17 protein-coding genes are annotated in these 16,473 nt (G+C 45.9%); 9 read left to right on the top strand and 8 right to left on the bottom strand.

Features of this window, described 5'->3' with window-relative positions:
• Window position 1: 1 nt before the first annotated feature.
• From murA to J8N69_RS14005, 6 genes are all read right to left on the bottom strand, one after another.
• Window positions 2-1,264 carry a UDP-N-acetylglucosamine 1-carboxyvinyltransferase gene (gene murA / locus J8N69_RS14030; protein WP_168823361.1) on the bottom strand — a complete coding sequence of 421 codons (1,263 nt, stop codon included), beginning with the start codon at window positions 1,262-1,264 and terminating at the stop codon, window positions 2-4.
• A 25-nt stretch (window positions 1,265-1,289) separates the two neighbouring features.
• Window positions 1,290-1,526 (bottom strand): BolA family protein, encoded by a 237-nt coding sequence (locus J8N69_RS14025; RefSeq protein WP_168823359.1) that lies wholly within the window; start codon window positions 1,524-1,526, stop codon window positions 1,290-1,292.
• A gap of 213 nt (window positions 1,527-1,739) precedes the next feature.
• Complete coding sequence (locus J8N69_RS14020; RefSeq protein ID WP_168823357.1) at window positions 1,740-2,375, bottom strand: MlaC/ttg2D family ABC transporter substrate-binding protein; 636 nt, start codon at window positions 2,373-2,375, stop codon at window positions 1,740-1,742.
• 3 nt (window positions 2,376-2,378) lie between these two features.
• Window positions 2,379-2,843 (bottom strand): outer membrane lipid asymmetry maintenance protein MlaD, encoded by a 465-nt coding sequence (mlaD, locus tag J8N69_RS14015; RefSeq protein WP_168823355.1) that lies wholly within the window; start codon window positions 2,841-2,843, stop codon window positions 2,379-2,381.
• A 1-nt stretch (window position 2,844) separates the two neighbouring features.
• The gene (gene mlaE / locus J8N69_RS14010; protein WP_168823353.1) at window positions 2,845-3,627 is read right to left on the bottom strand and encodes a lipid asymmetry maintenance ABC transporter permease subunit MlaE; all 783 of its coding nucleotides are present in this window, start codon (window positions 3,625-3,627) and stop codon (window positions 2,845-2,847) included.
• A complete protein-coding gene (locus J8N69_RS14005) occupies window positions 3,624-4,481 on the bottom strand; it encodes an ABC transporter ATP-binding protein (RefSeq protein WP_168823351.1) in 858 nt (285 codons plus the stop codon). Before J8N69_RS14005 ends, mlaE begins: the two co-directional genes overlap by 4 nt.
• 140 nt (window positions 4,482-4,621) lie before the next feature.
• Between J8N69_RS14005 and J8N69_RS14000 the strand changes: the two genes are divergently transcribed.
• The 9 genes from J8N69_RS14000 (at window position 4,622) to yjgA (ending at window position 11,593) form a co-directional block, all read left to right on the top strand.
• Window positions 4,622-5,584 carry a calcium/sodium antiporter gene (locus J8N69_RS14000; protein ID WP_168823350.1) on the top strand — a complete coding sequence of 321 codons (963 nt, stop codon included), beginning with the start codon at window positions 4,622-4,624 and terminating at the stop codon, window positions 5,582-5,584.
• Window positions 5,585-5,622: 38 nt separating this feature from the next.
• Window positions 5,623-6,162 carry an LPS export ABC transporter periplasmic protein LptC gene (gene lptC, locus J8N69_RS13995; protein ID WP_229426379.1) on the top strand — a complete coding sequence of 180 codons (540 nt, stop codon included), beginning with the start codon at window positions 5,623-5,625 and terminating at the stop codon, window positions 6,160-6,162.
• A complete protein-coding gene (gene lptA, locus J8N69_RS13990) occupies window positions 6,146-6,655 on the top strand; it encodes a lipopolysaccharide transport periplasmic protein LptA (RefSeq protein ID WP_168823348.1) in 510 nt (169 codons plus the stop codon). Before lptC ends, lptA begins: the two co-directional genes overlap by 17 nt.
• Entirely contained in the window at window positions 6,656-7,381 is a 726-nt protein-coding gene (lptB, locus tag J8N69_RS13985) for an LPS export ABC transporter ATP-binding protein (RefSeq protein ID WP_168823347.1), read from the top strand.
• 75 nt (window positions 7,382-7,456) lie between these two features.
• A complete protein-coding gene (locus tag J8N69_RS13980) occupies window positions 7,457-8,947 on the top strand; it encodes an RNA polymerase factor sigma-54 (RefSeq protein ID WP_168823346.1) in 1,491 nt (496 codons plus the stop codon).
• Window positions 8,948-8,964: 17 nt separating this feature from the next.
• On the top strand, window positions 8,965-9,414 hold the full coding sequence (ptsN, locus tag J8N69_RS13975) for a PTS IIA-like nitrogen regulatory protein PtsN (protein ID WP_168823345.1): 450 nt from the start codon (window positions 8,965-8,967) through the stop codon (window positions 9,412-9,414).
• Between the two features lie 9 nt (window positions 9,415-9,423).
• A complete protein-coding gene (locus J8N69_RS13970) occupies window positions 9,424-9,693 on the top strand; it encodes an HPr family phosphocarrier protein (protein WP_168823344.1) in 270 nt (89 codons plus the stop codon).
• A gap of 4 nt (window positions 9,694-9,697) precedes the next feature.
• Complete coding sequence (mgtE, locus tag J8N69_RS13965; RefSeq protein ID WP_168823342.1) at window positions 9,698-11,050, top strand: magnesium transporter; 1,353 nt, start codon at window positions 9,698-9,700, stop codon at window positions 11,048-11,050.
• 6 nt (window positions 11,051-11,056) lie between these two features.
• Complete coding sequence (yjgA, locus tag J8N69_RS13960; RefSeq protein WP_168823340.1) at window positions 11,057-11,593, top strand: ribosome biogenesis factor YjgA; 537 nt, start codon at window positions 11,057-11,059, stop codon at window positions 11,591-11,593.
• A gap of 149 nt (window positions 11,594-11,742) precedes the next feature.
• On the opposite strand, the gene J8N69_RS13955 is transcribed toward yjgA, so the two are convergent.
• Window positions 11,743-12,579: a carbon-nitrogen hydrolase family protein gene (locus tag J8N69_RS13955; RefSeq protein ID WP_227803905.1), complete on the bottom strand. Its 837-nt coding sequence runs from the start codon at window positions 12,577-12,579 to the stop codon at window positions 11,743-11,745.
• On the bottom strand, window positions 12,576-16,400 hold the full coding sequence (locus J8N69_RS13950; protein WP_227803904.1) for a YhdP family protein: 3,825 nt from the start codon (window positions 16,398-16,400) through the stop codon (window positions 12,576-12,578). The genes J8N69_RS13955 and J8N69_RS13950 overlap by 4 nt, the downstream gene beginning before the upstream one ends.
• Window positions 16,401-16,473 lie beyond the last annotated feature (73 nt).

Below are 16,473 nucleotides of genomic sequence, written 5' to 3'. Positions count from 1 at the left end.
ATTAATTTAAAACCCGTGAAATTTTCGCACCCAATGACCCAAACTTTTCTTCGATACACTCGTACCCACGGTCAATATGATAGATGCGATCAATTTTTGTATCGCCCTCAGCCACAAGAGCGGACAATACCAAACTGGCTGAGGCTCTTAAATCCGTCGCCATCACTGGCGCACCTTTCAGGCGCTCACAACCTCGAACGATCGCCGTATTGCCTGCTACCTCAATATCAGCGCCCATGCGAAGCATCTCATCGACGTGCATAAAACGATTTTCAAAGATATTTTCGATCACTCGGCCGACACCATTCGCAATCGAATTCAGCGCCACAAATTGCGCTTGCATATCCGTTGGAAAAGCAGGATAAGGAGCGGTACTAATATTGACCGCTTCTGGACGACGCCCTTCCATATCCACTTCAATCCAATCATCACCACAGGTTACTTTTGCTCCGGCTTCTTCTAGCTTAGCAAGCACGGCCTCAAGCGATTTCACATTGGTGTCGATGACCTTTACCTTGCCACCGGTAATCGCAGCAGCAACCAGAAAAGTCCCCGTTTCAATACGGTCTGGCATAACGGGATAAGTAGTACCATGCAAAGATTCAACACCGTCAATCACAATCGTATCTGTGCCATGACCCTTGATCTTAGCGCCCATTGAAATCAAGCATTCCGCTAAATCAACGACTTCAGGTTCACGCGCGGCGTTTTCTAAAACAGTTTGCCCGTCCGCTAAAGTGGCCGCCATCAACAGGTTTTCTGTTCCTGTCACCGTCACTTTATCAAAGAAAATACGGGCACCCTTAAGGCGACCCTCTACGCTCGCGACAATGTCACCACTTTCGACGGAAATTGTTGCTCCCATCGCTTCTAGTCCGCGCAAATGCAGATCCACTGGGCGACTACCAATAGCGCAGCCACCCGGCAGAGACACAACCGCTCGACCAAAATGACTGACGAGCGGCCCAAGCACTAGGATAGACGCCCGCATGGTTTTCACTAAATCATAAGGTGCTTCACAGTTATTCAACGTCGACACATCTAACTGCACGCTCATTTTCTCATCAACCACCACGCCACACCCCATCGAGCCAAGCAGCTCAAGCATGGTCGTGATGTCGTGTAAATGAGGTAGGTTTTTAATCGTAATCAATTCTTTGGTTAACAAGGTTGCCGCTAAAATAGGCAACGCAGCGTTTTTCGCACCAGAAGCACGAACAACGCCATTAAGCCGAGTACCACCGGTAATCAAAAGCTTATCCATATTTTTAATCTCTTATTAATCGCTTTTATAGCTTGCTTATTTGGTCTGGCGTGTAGGTTTTCATGGTTACCGCATGAATAGTGCCATTTGAAATGGCCTCTTGAAGATGCGAGTACACAAGCTGCTGTCTTTTTACCGTCGACAGACCTTCAAATTCGCTTGTCACGACAACTACCTGAAAATTACAACCTTCACCCTCTGCCGTCACGTCACAGTTTGGGATAGAGGATTCTAAAAGTGCTTTTACTTCACCTGCGTTCACGGTCGCTCCAATAGATAAAATAGGTTTAATTACCCTTATTCTACCTCAGTAAAGCCAACTACTTAACACCTCTGAGCCTAAGTCCGAATAAAAAACCACTTGTTTTGAATAATTTAATCTAGTCTGACAATATCAAGCTTAAAAAATGCAAAAATCCGAACTCAATGAATGAATTCGGATTTTAACGTTATGCATAATAATGCGTCTAATCAGTTAAGACTTTCTAGCCAAGGAGTCCTGCCAAGCAGAAATGGCGTCATCTATGTCATTTCTATTCTGCTCCATCATGACCGCAAATTGTTTACGGAAGGTGAGGCCGAAATTAATATTATTAATCACTACATTACTCAACATCCAGCGCTCGGCCTTAGACTGCTCCATGTAGAAGCTAATATTCAACATGCCACCGGCTTGCATTTGAAAGTCTACATCCACTTTCGTTTCACGACCCCGGCCTTGAGGCCCTAGCGGCAAAACATTAATGCGATCTGCGTCCAGCTCTAATAGTGATGCACCATAGGTTTTCAACAAGGTATCTTTTGTTACGCTGGCAAAACGCATACGCTGCTCAGGCGATGCTCTTCGATAGTATTTGCCCATGACTTTTTTGGAAAAATCATCAAAGTCTACGACGTCTGCCAGTATGTTATTAACCCGCTCTTCGAGTAGCGCCGAATTGGTCGCCAGCACCTCTTTATCCGCCACAATATCCTTGCGAAAAGCCTCCACAACATCAACAACAGCGTCTCTAGCGCCATTGCCTCTGCTATCAGAGTCAACATTAGACCAAGTCAAACCCGACCCAAGCAAAGCACAAAACACCACCATACTTGTTAAAATATTAGACATGCATTATTTCTCCGAATCGCCCGCATTGAATAAAAACTGGCTAATTAAGGTCTCTAAAACAAGAGCGGATTGAGTATCATACATTTCGCTGCCATTGGTTAACACTTCATCATCCGCCCCAATAGAGAGACCCAAATATTTTTCACCCAACAAGCCACTCGTCAGCACCGCGATAGAACTATCCGTTGGAATATTATCAACATCTGAATGAATATTCATGGTCACTAACGCCATGTACAATTCCTTATCAAAGGTAATCGACTCTACGCTTCCCACCGTAACGCCTGCAATCGACACCTTGGCGCGACTGGTTAAACCAGCAATATCATCAAACCTAGCCACGACTTGATACGTGTCTTTTTTACTGGAAAAAGCAAGACCGCTCACCTGTACTGCCAAATAAACCAGCGCGGCAACCCCCAGCACCATAAAACACCCGACCCATAATTCTGTGCGCTTACTTCTCATCCTAAAAATCTCCAAACATAGCAGCGGTCAATACAAAATCTAACGCCAAAATTGCCAATGAACCCAACACCACAGTGCGAGTCGTCGCTTTCCCAATACCTTCTGACGTCGGAACACATTCATAACCTTGATATACAGCTATCCAGGTTACGACAACGGAAAAACATACCGCCTTAATCACGCCATTCATAATATCCGTATCAAACTGAACAGACTGTTGCATAGACGACCAAAACGCCCCATCATAAACCCCCAGCCAACCAACAGAAACCAATTGCCCACCTAAGATACCGGAAGCCGAAAAAATCAAGCTCAGCAAGGGCAAACAAATCACTCCGGCAATAAAACGAGGCGCAATGACTCGCCTTAGCGGATCGACCCCCATCATTTCATAACTAGATAATTGCTCTGTTGCTTTCATCAAACCAATTTCAGCGGTCAGCGAAGAGCCCGCTCGGCCCGCAAATAAAAGCGCGGTAACCACAGGGGAAAGCTCTCGCAATAAAGACAGCGCGAGCAATTGCCCGACCGCTTCTTCTGAACCGAATTTCGCCAGAATGCTGTAGCCTTGCAACGACAACACCATACCAATAAAGGCACCTGACACCAGCACAATAACCAAGGACAATACACCGACAGAATACAACTGCTTAACCAATAGATTCATCGATTCGCCAAACCGCACTGGCACTCGACACACACTTTGCACCAGAAAAATGCCAGCGCGGCCTACGGCTTCTAACCAATCAAACAGCCACGCACCTAAAGAAGCGATTGCTTTCATTGTACTGCTCCATTTTTATTCGCGCCCACGGTCAGTTCAACACATCCATTGGCGTCATCCTCGGGATAATGAAAAGGCACAGGCCCATCTGGTTCGCCATTTAAAAACTGCCTAACTTCAGGATTGTCAGACGCACGAATTTCCTCTGCAGAACCCTCTGCAATGACACGTCCACCGGCCAAAATACAGACATGGTCCGCAATCGAAAGCGACTCTTCCACATCATGAGACACCAAGACAGAAGTGATTTTAGCCGTATCATTGAGCTGGCGTATTAACTTAACCAATACGCCTTTGGAAATAGGATCTTGACCCGTAAAAGGCTCGTCATACATAACCAACTCAGGATCCAATGCAACCGCTCGCGCTAAGGCCACTCGCCTTGCCATACCGCCGGACAACTCGGCCGGCATTAACTTAGCCGCACCTCGCAACCCCACGCTGTGCAATTTTTCAGAGACAATACGCGCAATGTCTTTGGCATTAAGCTTGGTATGCTCTTCCATTGGAAAAGCAATATTCTCAGCAACGGACATATCACTAAATAAAGCACCGCTCTGAAAAAGCATGCCCATTTTTTTACGCACCTTATACAGCTCAGATCGTGACAGTTTATGGACATCTTGCCCATCCACGAAAACCGTCCCCGTGTCTGGCGCTAACTGTGCCGCAATCAGGCGTAACAAGGTTGTCTTACCTGTACCACTAGGCCCCATAACCGCCGTCACTTTCCCTCTAGGTATGGTGAGTGAAACATCCTCGTAAATAGCACGGTCTCCTCTGAAAAAACTCAGATTATTGACCTTTATATAAGCATCTATCACTGAAACACCTTTTTTGTCCCTATCAAACATCGACCGATACTAACACCGCCCCCCTATAAATAAAATCACGACACAGCCAAATACACTTTGTTTATTAGATCAAGTCTTGAATTTGATCGCCAAACCTCATTAAATGGTAGCTCCTAACATTTACGAGTAATTTCAATACCATGTTGCTATTTTCTGTCGCTCTCATCGCAGGGCTCGTTTTACTGATTATGAGTTCTGACAAATTCATCGAACACTCTGCTTTAGTTGCAGAAAAACTCAATGTCAATCCCATGGTTATAGGCATCACGCTCGTCGCCTTTGGCACGTCTGCGCCAGAAATGGTGGTGTCCGCCATTGCCGCCCTAGATAACGCCCCAGAAATTGCCGTTGGTAATGTGCTTGGTTCGAACATCGCCAATATTGCACTGGTCTTTGGTATCACCCTTTTATTTTCTTCGATCCCCATCGCTACCGGCCTGGCTAAAAAAGAAGTCCCTCTGGTGTTGGCCATCACACTGCTAACAGGGGCATTACTTTATGACCAAGCCCTTGGCATATGGGATGGTATTATTTTATTAGCCGCTTTTGTCGTCATTCTAACCATCCTATTAAAAGGCAATAAAGACCTTAAAAGCGAACTCGAAGGCGAGCTACCAGAAGACGATGGCGCCCCCGTCGGCAAATCTCTCTTTATAGCCTTGATTGGATTGGTGGTCTTAATTGGGAGCTCTAAACTATTAGTGTGGGGCGCAATAGGCATAGCCACCGCCCTTGGCGTAAGCGAGCTGGTCATCGGACTCACCATCGTCGCCGTTGGGACCAGCCTACCAGAGCTCGCCGCCTCCGTAAGCAGTGTCAGAAAAGGCCATCATGATATTGCCATTGGTAACATTATCGGCTCCAATATTTTCAACTTAGCCACCGTACTGCCTCTGCCCGCGCTGATCGCGCCTGGCCTTATTGATGCTGGCATATTTAGCAGAGATTTCCCTTGGGTTCTGGGTCTAACGGTTGCTCTTGCCGCCGCGATTTTTATTTTCCAAAAAACCACAAGAAAAAGCATTCCTCGCTGGGTAGGTCTTCCCCTAATTGCCTCTTATGTGGTGTATTTGTTCATCGTTAGCACCAGTGGTTCGGTATAATGTTTAAGCTAGTCAGATCCGCCCCAGTTAGGAGCCTATTGATCATATCGCTCAGCTTAGGCGCTCTGGCTTTTTCGCTTTGGTATGGCATAGCACCAAAGCAAAACCTTGTTGGAACTGAGTCATTAAGCAGTTCGCCAGACTACTTTATTACCAAGGTTCAGGTAAGAGAGTTCAACGCGGAAGGCGTAATGGTTGAAACCATGAATGCAGAGCAAACACTACATTACACAGCAAAATCCAGAACACTGTTAGAATATCCGACAGTCGAGCACTTTTCGCCCTCTGGAAGCTGGAACGCACAAGCCGAAAAAGGCGCCATCAGCGATGGCAGTAACGATATTTTATTAACAGATAATGCTAACGCGACTAAAAAACATCTACAGTCTGACGACATAAAACTCACGGCGGACAGCATCCATTATCAAGATGCCAATCAGTCATTAACCAGTCAAGGAAACGCCAAATTAATCTCCACTCAAGGGGAAACAACGGCAGAGACGATTACCACCTATGTCAATTCAGAAGACGTCGTTATGACAGGATCTGTACGAGGAAAATATGAAACAATTTATTAACTTCAGTGTGTTACTCACGTCATTTTGTGTCGGCCAACACGCTTATGCACTTCCTGATGACATGGACAAGCCGCTCGAAATTCAGGCAAATGAAGCGTCTTTTAATCAAAACACTGGGGAAGCCATTTACCAGGGCAACGTTCTTGTTAAACAAGGCTCCATTGAAATCCAAGCCCAATACCTGAAAGTATCAACGGACCCAAAAACTCGACGATTTAATCAGCTAGAAGCAAGCGGCGAACCGGCCAAGTTCAGTCAACAAATCGACTGGAACGGCAACATTGTTATTAGTAAAGGCAATAACCTTCACTATTCAACCAGTGAATCGAAGCTTGAAATCATCGGCGACGGTTATTTAAGCCGCATGCAAAACTCTATTTCTGCCGACTACATTCTATACATGATCAACGACGGCACTTTTAGCGCAGAAAAGCAGGGCTCAGGAAGGGTCTTCATGACACTACAACCAGAAGCACCTGAGGCAAATCAGTAAATGGCGTTATTAGAAGCAATAAACCTCGCGAAGAGCTACAAAAAGAGAGCCGTTGTCAAAGACGTGTCCATCGCCGTTGAATCAGGCCAAGCGGTTGGCCTGCTTGGGCCAAATGGCGCCGGAAAAACAACATGCTTTTATATGATAGTTGGCATGGTTGCTAATGACGCGGGCGGCATTTTTATTGATGGTCACGACATTACAAAAGATGCCATGCACACTCGAGCTCAAAAAGGCATTGGCTACCTTCCGCAAGAGGCGTCTATTTTTCGTAAAATGTCGGTTGAAGATAATATTACCGCCATACTAGAGACACGCAAAGAGCTCAAAAAAAGCCAACAAAAAGAGCGACTTGAAGAACTACTGGAAGAGTTTCACATCACTCACATTCGTAGCAATCTGGGCATGGCACTGTCGGGTGGAGAAAGACGTCGTGTAGAAATCGCCCGTGCCGTTGCGATGAACCCCAAATTCATCTTACTTGACGAACCCTTCGCCGGGGTCGATCCCATCTCCGTTGGAGACATAAAACTCATTATCAAACACCTCCAAGAAAGCGGCATCGGCGTCTTAATAACCGATCACAATGTCAGAGAAACACTAGACATATGCGATAAAGCTTATATTGTTGGCAACGGTTATATCATAGCCTCTGGCAACGCCAACGAGGTCATTAACAACGAGCAAGTAAAAAAGGTCTATTTAGGCGACGACTTCCGCCTGTAACCCCTTATCATTGCTGTAGAAAGGGAGTAGTATGCACAACTCGTTCCAATTCACTCAAATAAAAAGAGTTGCTCTATGAAGCAGTCTTTACAGTTAAAGCTGGGTCAACAGCTGACTATGACCCCTCAGTTGCAACAAGCGATTCGTTTGCTGCAACTTTCTACGTTGGATTTAAAGCAAGAAATTCACGAGTTCCTTGAGTCTAACCCACTCCTTGAGCTAGATGACGATGAGCCGCTCCACACAGATATCCCTGCCAGCATTGAATCAAAAAGTGCCACCGACCCTTTGGCCGACAACGCTTCTGGCGAAAACAGCAACGAAGAAGCCGGGGTAGAATCTGAATGGACAGAAAACATCCCAGAAGAACTATCGATTGACAGTAACTGGGACGACACCTATCAAAGCTCCGCCGCGGTCAGTGATCACAACAATAGCTATGAAGGGGAAAGCGACTTTGAAAGCCGCAACGCGCCCGCCGAAAGCATTCAAGATCATTTAATCTGGCAACTCAATCTCACCCATATGTCAGACAGAGACATAGAAATAGCCTACGCCATCATTGAATGCGTTCAGCCCGATGGCTACTTAAGCATCTCCCCCGATGACATTTGGGAATCGTTGGGTACTGAGCTAGAAGATTTGGATATAGAAGAAGTCATTGCCGTCCAACACAGGTTACAGCGCTTTGACCCTGTGGGTGTTTGCTCAATCGACCTGCGCGATTGCTTACTGGTTCAATTAGAAGCTTTTCGAACCCACCCGCTCTATAAAAGCACCCACAACCTGATCAATCATTATCTGCCACTGTTAGGCAATCGTGACTTTGTTCAACTTAGCCGTAAAACCAAACTAAAAGAGGAAGCACTAAAAGAAGTTGTCAGCTTAATACAACAATTGAACCCTCGCCCTGGCTCACTGATTGATGTCGATGACACCGACTATGTTATTCCTGACGTTTCAGTGAAAAAACACCAAGGAGTCTGGCAAGTAGAGCTCAATAACGAAGCATTGCCTCCGGTTAAAATAAATGAAACCTATTCAGCCATGGTCAGTACGGTCGCAACAGCGGAAGACGCAAGCTACATAAAAACATCACTCCAAGAAGCCAAATGGTTCATGAAAAGCTTACAAAGCCGTAATGAAACCCTATTAAAAGTGGCCAGCTGTATTGTTAATCGACAAATTGAATTTTTCGAATTAGGCGAAGAAGCCATGAAACCCATGGTGTTGCATGATGTCGCCGAAGAAGTCGGCATGCACGAGTCAACTATTTCTCGCGTGACGACACAAAAATACATGCATACGCCAAAAGGCATTTTTGAGCTCAAATACTTTTTTTCTAGTCATGTTAATACCGCCTCTGGAGGAGAGTGTTCTTCTACTGCGATACGGGCTATGATTAAGAAACTAGTGGCTGAAGAGCCAGCAAAAAAACCTTTAAGTGATAATAAATTAGCGGCTATTTTGGCCGATCAAGGCATACAGGTCGCTAGACGAACTGTCGCCAAATATCGTGAGGCGATGAACATCCCTCCTTCCAATGAACGAAAACGACTGGTCTAAACGGAAAGCATTTTATCATGTCCTTGAAAACATTATTAAAAGCAGATCTTGTTCTCGCAAAACAAGAAATCGTTAGTAAAAAACGTGTTCTAGAAAGTATTGCCGAAACCGCCGCCAATCGACTGCATTGCAACAATGAAGAGATTTATGATGCACTACTCGGTCGAGAAAAACTGGGCAGCACCGGCATAGGCAATGGCATCGCCATTCCACACTGCCGCCTAGAGTCCGCCAACCATACCGCCATCGTAGTGATGTCGCTGCAAAGCCCAATTGACTTTGACTCAATTGACAAACGCGCCGTTGACCTTATTTTTGCTTTAATTGTGCCACCTAATGAATGCGATCAACATCTTGCCAGCCTAGCGCAAATTGCCGAATTGGCGCAGTCAGCGGAAGCATTAGAAAAGCTACGCAGCGCCCAAAGCAACCAAGAATTATTCGATATTTTTGAATCCTTAATATAGGAAAAGCGTATGCAGGAAGAGTCGATCACCATTATCAATAAACTGGGCCTACACGCCCGCGCAGCCGGCAAGCTGGTCGAAACCACCAGCCAATTTTCTTGTGACATTACCATCGAAAAAGAAGGCCGTAATGTTGACGGTAAAAGCATTATGGCGATGATGATGCTGGCAGCGGGAAAAGGCACTGAAATTCGCATCAAGACCAATGGCGATGATGAAAACGAAGCAATCAAAGCCATTATAGATCTCATCAATAACCGCTTTGGTGAAGACGAATAACCCTATGTCAGAGCAAAGCATTTTATCACATCTGCAAACAGTCACCGAATCCCTTGAGTCCGGTGCCACTATGCAGATTCGCTATCTATTAAATGGCGCTCTGCCCGCACAAGACGTTGCCCGACTACTAGAATCGTCCCCACCAAAAGAACGTAAGCTTCTATGGGAACTGATTGACGCAAAAAATGAAGGCGAAGTACTGCAATATCTCAGCGAAGATATTGGCATTCAATTCCTAAAAAATATGGATACTGAGCGACTTATCGCGGTATCCGAACATTTTGAAAGTGACGACCTCGCCGATTTACTCCAGCATTTACCGGAAAAAGTCGTAAAAGAAGTACTTGCCTCGATGTCAGGTCAAGACAGGGCAAGAGTCGAAGCCTTATTAAGCTACTCGGAAGATTCCGCTGGCGGCTTAATGAATACCGACACGATTACAATACGGCCAAACATCACCGTCGATATTGCTTTTCGATATTTGCGCAGGCACACCTCATTACCAGACATGACGGACAACTTACTGGTCGTCAGTCGTTCAGATCGCCTTTTGGGCATACTCCCACTGACTAAGCTTCTGGTGTCTGATACAAACGCGACCATACGCGACATCATGGAAACAGAATTCACTGTCATTACCGCCGAAACGTCCGCCAGCGATGTTGCTCATCTGTTTGAAAACATGGATTTAGTCTCCGCTCCTGTGATTGATGGCACCACAAAAAAGCTCTTGGGACGCATTACCATAGACGATGTGGTCGATGTCATTCGTGATGAGGCTGAGCACTCCATGCTCAGCATGGCGGGTCTTGACGATGATGAAGACACCTTTTCTCCTATCATGCAAACCACCAGACGACGCGCGGTATGGCTTGGAATTAACCTGATCACAGCCTTTATTGCATCTTATGTTATTGGATTATTTCAAAACACCCTAGATCAAGTGGTGGCATTAGCCATACTCATGCCAATTGTGGCCAGTATGGGCGGCATAGCCGGATCACAAGTGCTAACATTGGTGATTCGGGGGATCGCGTTAAACCAGATAGGCTCAACCAATGCACGCTGGCTACTCAACCGAGAACTGGTGGTCGGCTTGATCAACGGGCTATTGTGGGCAAGTGTTATTGCGGCTCTAACGGCACTTTGGTTTGACAACATAAAGATTGCCTATATCATAGCTGGCGCCACCATAATAAATCTGCTATTCGCAGCAGCCACTGGTACACTGCTGCCAATTCTACTGAAAAAAATTGGCATCGACCCTGCCCTTGCAGGCAGCGTAATTTTGACTACCGTGACCGACGTTGTTGGGTTTCTCTCCTTCCTAGGTCTCGCTACTATTTTTCTAATATAGGTTCCCATGACAGATTTTGATCAATACGACAATGATGACGACATTCCTAAAAGTAAAACCCAGATCAAGCGCGAAATGGAAGCTTTGCAGGATCTTGGTAAAAAACTCTTAGGGCTGAGCAAAAACCAGCTTAAAAAGGTGGAAATGTCCGACACACTACGCGAAGCATTTGTAGAATCAGGACGTATAAAACAGCACGAGGCAATGAGAAGACACCTACAATACATAGGCAAAGTAATGCGCACCGAGGATCATGAAGCCATCGCACAACGCGTTGCTTTATTTGATAGTACGTCAGCTGCCTATAACAAGCTTTTTCATCAACTTGAAATTAAACGTGACGCACTGATTGGCGAGAACAGCAAAGAAGTCTTATCACAGTATTTGAACGACCACCCAGAAGTGGAAGACATTCAACTGCTAAGACAACTGATTCGACTCTCGCAAAAAGAAGTCTCACAGGAAGGCAACACCACCAATCGCAAAAAGCTGTTTCGCTTCTTACGCGAAGCCGAAGAAAAACGCCTTGGTTTAAAAGAATAACGCCTGTAACACACTTTAAGTACCAAGATCACACTCAATAAAAGCGACCAATAAAGTGAACATCAAGTCAGCTCACTTTATTGGTACAGCGTTTAGCGCCCGCCTAATTCTGGGTAACTCAGCTTAGACTGGAGAGATGAAAAATCACCTCACGACAATCGGCGATGAGCAAGACACGGCATTTTTTGGCGACAATCCAACAACGCTTGCTTAGTCATCTTAAAAACAAAATAACCCGGCACTTCCTGCAACCCCAGCAGTCGTTCCCCAGTAGGAGAATACAATCCACTGTGCCCATAAGTCTGCCTAGTGGCATTATGCCAACCACACTGATTCACACCTAATACGTAGCATTGATTTTCAATAGCTCGTGCAGCCAAAAGAATATCCCAGTGTTTCTTCCCCGTCATATAGGTAAAAGCCGCAGGCACCAATAAAAGGTCAGCTCCGCGTCGGCTCAATTCTCGATAAAGTTCGGGGAAACGGACATCGTAGCAAATACTCAAGCCGACTTTAAAACCATCTACATCAATCACTTTTGGCGTCAGATCGCCAGGCTCGATCACCTCAGACTCTCGATAAGCCATCGCCTTGTCATTGACGTCGACATCAAACAGATGGATTTTATCGTAACGCTCAAAAAATAGACCATCGGGCCCGACCGCCCAACAGGTTTGCCGAACTCGACCGCCCGCAACAAGATCACCAGTCGCATTCAAAATAGAGGGGTGCGAGCCAATCACTAAATAAATTGAGTGTTGCCGCGCCAATTCAGCGATCTCATTAAGCAACACGTCTTGCTCATCCGACTCAGCGAATGATCGCATTCTTTTACCATCAAACAAAAAAACGTTTTCGGGTAACACAACCAAACGTGCACCTTCTGCTACCGCTGAGGCGACAAGCTCCTTCACCTCATTTAGATTATCCTGCCAATTACCAGTGCTGGTTAATTGAACTGCAGCAATACATAAAGTCTGCATCATTTCTTCCTCTCTAATGGCCTATAACGGACTGGGGTCATAACGGGCTGATCAAAAGATCCCTTTATTTGATACTGCACACTGGTTACTTTAGAGAGCTGATCACCTATCAGCTTATCTGTAATGAATAATAAGCCTGCGATTTGAGGCGTTCCCCACAACAAACCAGCGAGTGGCAACGCCCCAGTCAACGGAAACGTTGCCGTTAGCGTTTCGTCCAATGTCTCGTTCACTATATCCGCTTTCCCAGCAAGCACCATTTCTGCCGTAGGGGAAGTAATAGTAACGGGAGACGTTGTTGTTAAAATCCCCCCATCTAACGAAAGCGCGCCTCTAAATTCATCATAGGTAAGCCCTGGCTCATACACATCAGAAAAATCTAATAACAACCGTCTATTTAATGCGCCAATGTTAAAAATCCCCAACATCTTCATAAACGCTGGTAACTCATCCACCTGACTAAAATTGCCATTCTCGGCGAGAAAATTAATCTGTCCAGTGACCGACTCTCGATCAAAGTAAAAAGGATGCCCTTGCCAATTAAGCGCAACCTCTACGTTAAACCGCTTAGAGGTAACAAAAGCCTCATTCGAAAACTTTTTCGTCAGCTCAGCAAGATCGGCCCCCTTGGTAGACAACACCAATGCAACGCTCGATTGCTCGCCTTTATCTTGCCAAAGAAGATGGCCATTAAAATGCCCCGTGCTTAATCGCGACGTAATCGGGTCAATGCGTAAACTATCCCCCTCTTGCGACAGCGTTAATTGCCAATCACCGTAGGGCTTCTGATTTAAATACAGCTGATCAACAGACAATACCATAGTAGGAATTTGCCGTGCTGACACTGGCGGCTCGGTCTTTTTGCCGATGTCAGACACTTCCGTCGGAGCCGTATTCCAACTCAAAAAACCAAAATGTAAATTAGGCACGCCATTTACATCAGCAAACGAAAAATTAACTTCGTCAGCATTCACCAACAGCATTTTCTGAGCTGAAGCGTTGTAAGCCACCTTAAAGTTATGCCAAGTGTTATTTGGGTTAACCACCACTTCATCGACAATAAAGTCTACTCGACTCAACCAATTAGGTAACACCAGCGCAGCATTATCACCAACAGGCGTCTGCGGTTGTGCAGAAAAATCCGCCAGTATTGGCTGCCACGCCTCAAAGTAGAAGCGCTCAAAGTCGCCCGTTACCACCAACCCTTTTGGTATCGCCTCACCCATTGCTTTATCAGCCCCGCCGTTGACCATCACCTCGCCACCGACAAACACCCCAGACTGCAGCAAAAAGCGCGATTTAACGAAATCGGCATAGCCCACATCAACCACAAGATCCTGTTCGTGCTGCATCACCTTAACTCGTAGCGAGCGAGTCATCTTGTCGTCTTTACCAACCGGCTCAGGCAAATCAACCGTCACCCCAGCAAGATCACTCGTGATGGTCAAATCAACCTGCCCATTTTGCGACTGATTAATGAATAATTTGCCAGAATACGACGTTTTACCCGATACACGACGACCCATTGCTGCTGGCAGTTTTCGCCACGCGACCAGCTCATTCATGCCAACGTCACCACTCAAGTCGCCGACGATAGCAAGCTCTCCAGACGCCGCATCCACAGACGAAAGCACAAGATGAGATTCCCCACCCAAAGCTTGTATAGCAAATTCCGAGTTGGTAATACCCTTACTCGAGCTGTAATTTAGCTGCCCATGCGACACATAAGAGGCAAGATCAATCTCTGGTATTAATAAATCGTTGTCTTGAAACATCAACCCCAACGACACAACAGCGTGTTCATCACCTGAAAAAGGAACGCCTACGTCAAAACGACCTTTTACTTGTCCATCCAATTGCCATTCTGCAAACGGCTGCAACACATTGTCAGCAAGCGGTGTCGACTGAAGCATCGCCAAAATAGCCGCCGCGTCATCCTCGACCACTCCGGCCAAATTCAGCCACTCTGCTGATCCATTCTGAATGGGAACACTGACGGTAATATCAGCGACCGATAAGTCTGCCAATGACGCAGACGCCACAAAGACAGACACCCCCGTTTCATCCAACTCAAAGTTACCATTCACCCGCTTGGCAGTCGGCCAATTTTTATCAAAGGTAACGTCCGCATCATGAACTTGCATCTTTACCCTAACATGCGGTGTTGCGCCTTCAGACAATTCACTTTGCACCAACACATCTAGATTATCTATCTGTCCTGTGTTTGCAAAAGCGTCATCAATCCAAGAGGTGACATTACTGTTTAGCGCTTTGGGCGGAAGATACGCCAGTCGATCCGCAATGGGAATATGGCGACCATTTAAATCCAAAGAAAGCCAGTCCGCCGCCTCATTTCGTATCTCAAGGCGAAAACCACCAGAAATATCAGCCCCATTACGCCTAACCGATAAATCACGCCCGCTCACCAAAAAGGCCTCTTGCTGGCGCTGCCAAGCCACATAACCAGACAAAGACTCAGTGTCCCAAACGGTGTCGTAAATAGTGTCGAATTTTATTGTACTGCCCGTGCCACGAAAATCGATATAGCCCTCTTCATCTGACAAATTTAATACCGCATTGACATTATTTGCCTGTGGAATGCCGTTATAGCCATTAACAGAAGCGGATTGAATATTACTGAGCAACTGAAACGACAGGGCTTGCTCTTCTCTCCATAAACGCACCGAGCCATTTTTCGCCATTCCAGTGGGAGCAAGACCGTCTAGTAGGTTAAAAACATCCGACTCTTTAGGCAAAAAATAGGCACCAACCTGATGCGCCAATGAAAGGTCTATTTGATCAAAACTAAGATTAGAACGCCCTGTGGCTGACGACCAACTCAGCGCCAGATTGGTCTTAGGATACTGTCGACCAGCGCCATCTTTGATTTCCACATTGCGCACATCCACTTGTAGTCTTGGTTTTTCTTGCGAATAGCGAAGCTTGAGTGAAGAAGAGACATCGTACGACTGCCCATCGGTAAATTGAGCGTTCAATCGGGTAGACTCAGTCCGAACCTCGACTTCTTTACCCACCAGAATATCCAACCAGATATCCCCACCCACAGCAACAGAGGACAAGGCATCATCTTTGGCTGACAAAAAATGATCGAGAGGCAATGGCGTCATAGGAGCTCGAATCGACGCTTTTATTCGATAATTCCCAAGCAGAGCACGAGTTTCATCGATACGCGCCTGCACTTGAAAAGGTGACTTGCCGCTATCTAAATAAAACGTGGAAGTTAACAAAGACTCAAGCGACTTCTGGAATAAAAAAACATGGGGCGCGCGAACCACATGCTGACCATATTGTTCACTATCCAGCTTAATGGTCGCATCAAATGCAGAAAAATTTTGTTGGGCAGAAAGATAGTCCAGTACACGTTCAGCCCCGATTTCACTTTTAACCTCTTCCTGCTGAGTCTCTCCATTCAGCCGCCACTGGTCATTTTTTTCCTGTACAACAAGCGTGGGACGCACAAAGCGAATATAGGTAAATTGAGGGCGTAAACTTAGAATGGATTTTACCGTATCAAGGCGCACTCTCGTTTCACTAATGGATATGGCAGGTAAACCATTAACCTGCAAATCAAAGCCACTAATCGAGACCGTTGGATCAATCCCCTCCAAATGACCATCAATTCGCTCCAGGGTAACGGGATAGCCAGTAATTTGTTCTAAATTATTTTCAATTTGAGGACGATAATGATCCAAATAAGGCAGTAATTGGCCAACGCCTAGCGCGAAAAGGGCGAGCAATGCCGCAAAAGCAACACTTCCCCAAAACAACACCAACAGCAGTTTTCGAATCAGCCAACTCATCATCAGACCTTCGTAGGTTTAGCAAAGAACAACCTTGGTTTAACCAAGCACATCACTGGTTTAACCCAGCACATCA

The organism is Marinomonas profundi (assembly GCF_020694005.1).
In the GTDB taxonomy this organism is placed as follows: Bacteria; Pseudomonadota; Gammaproteobacteria; order Pseudomonadales; family Marinomonadaceae; genus Marinomonas; species Marinomonas profundi.
The sequence above is the reverse complement of the archived record's forward strand: the minus strand, read 5'-3'. Positions and strand labels throughout refer to the sequence as shown.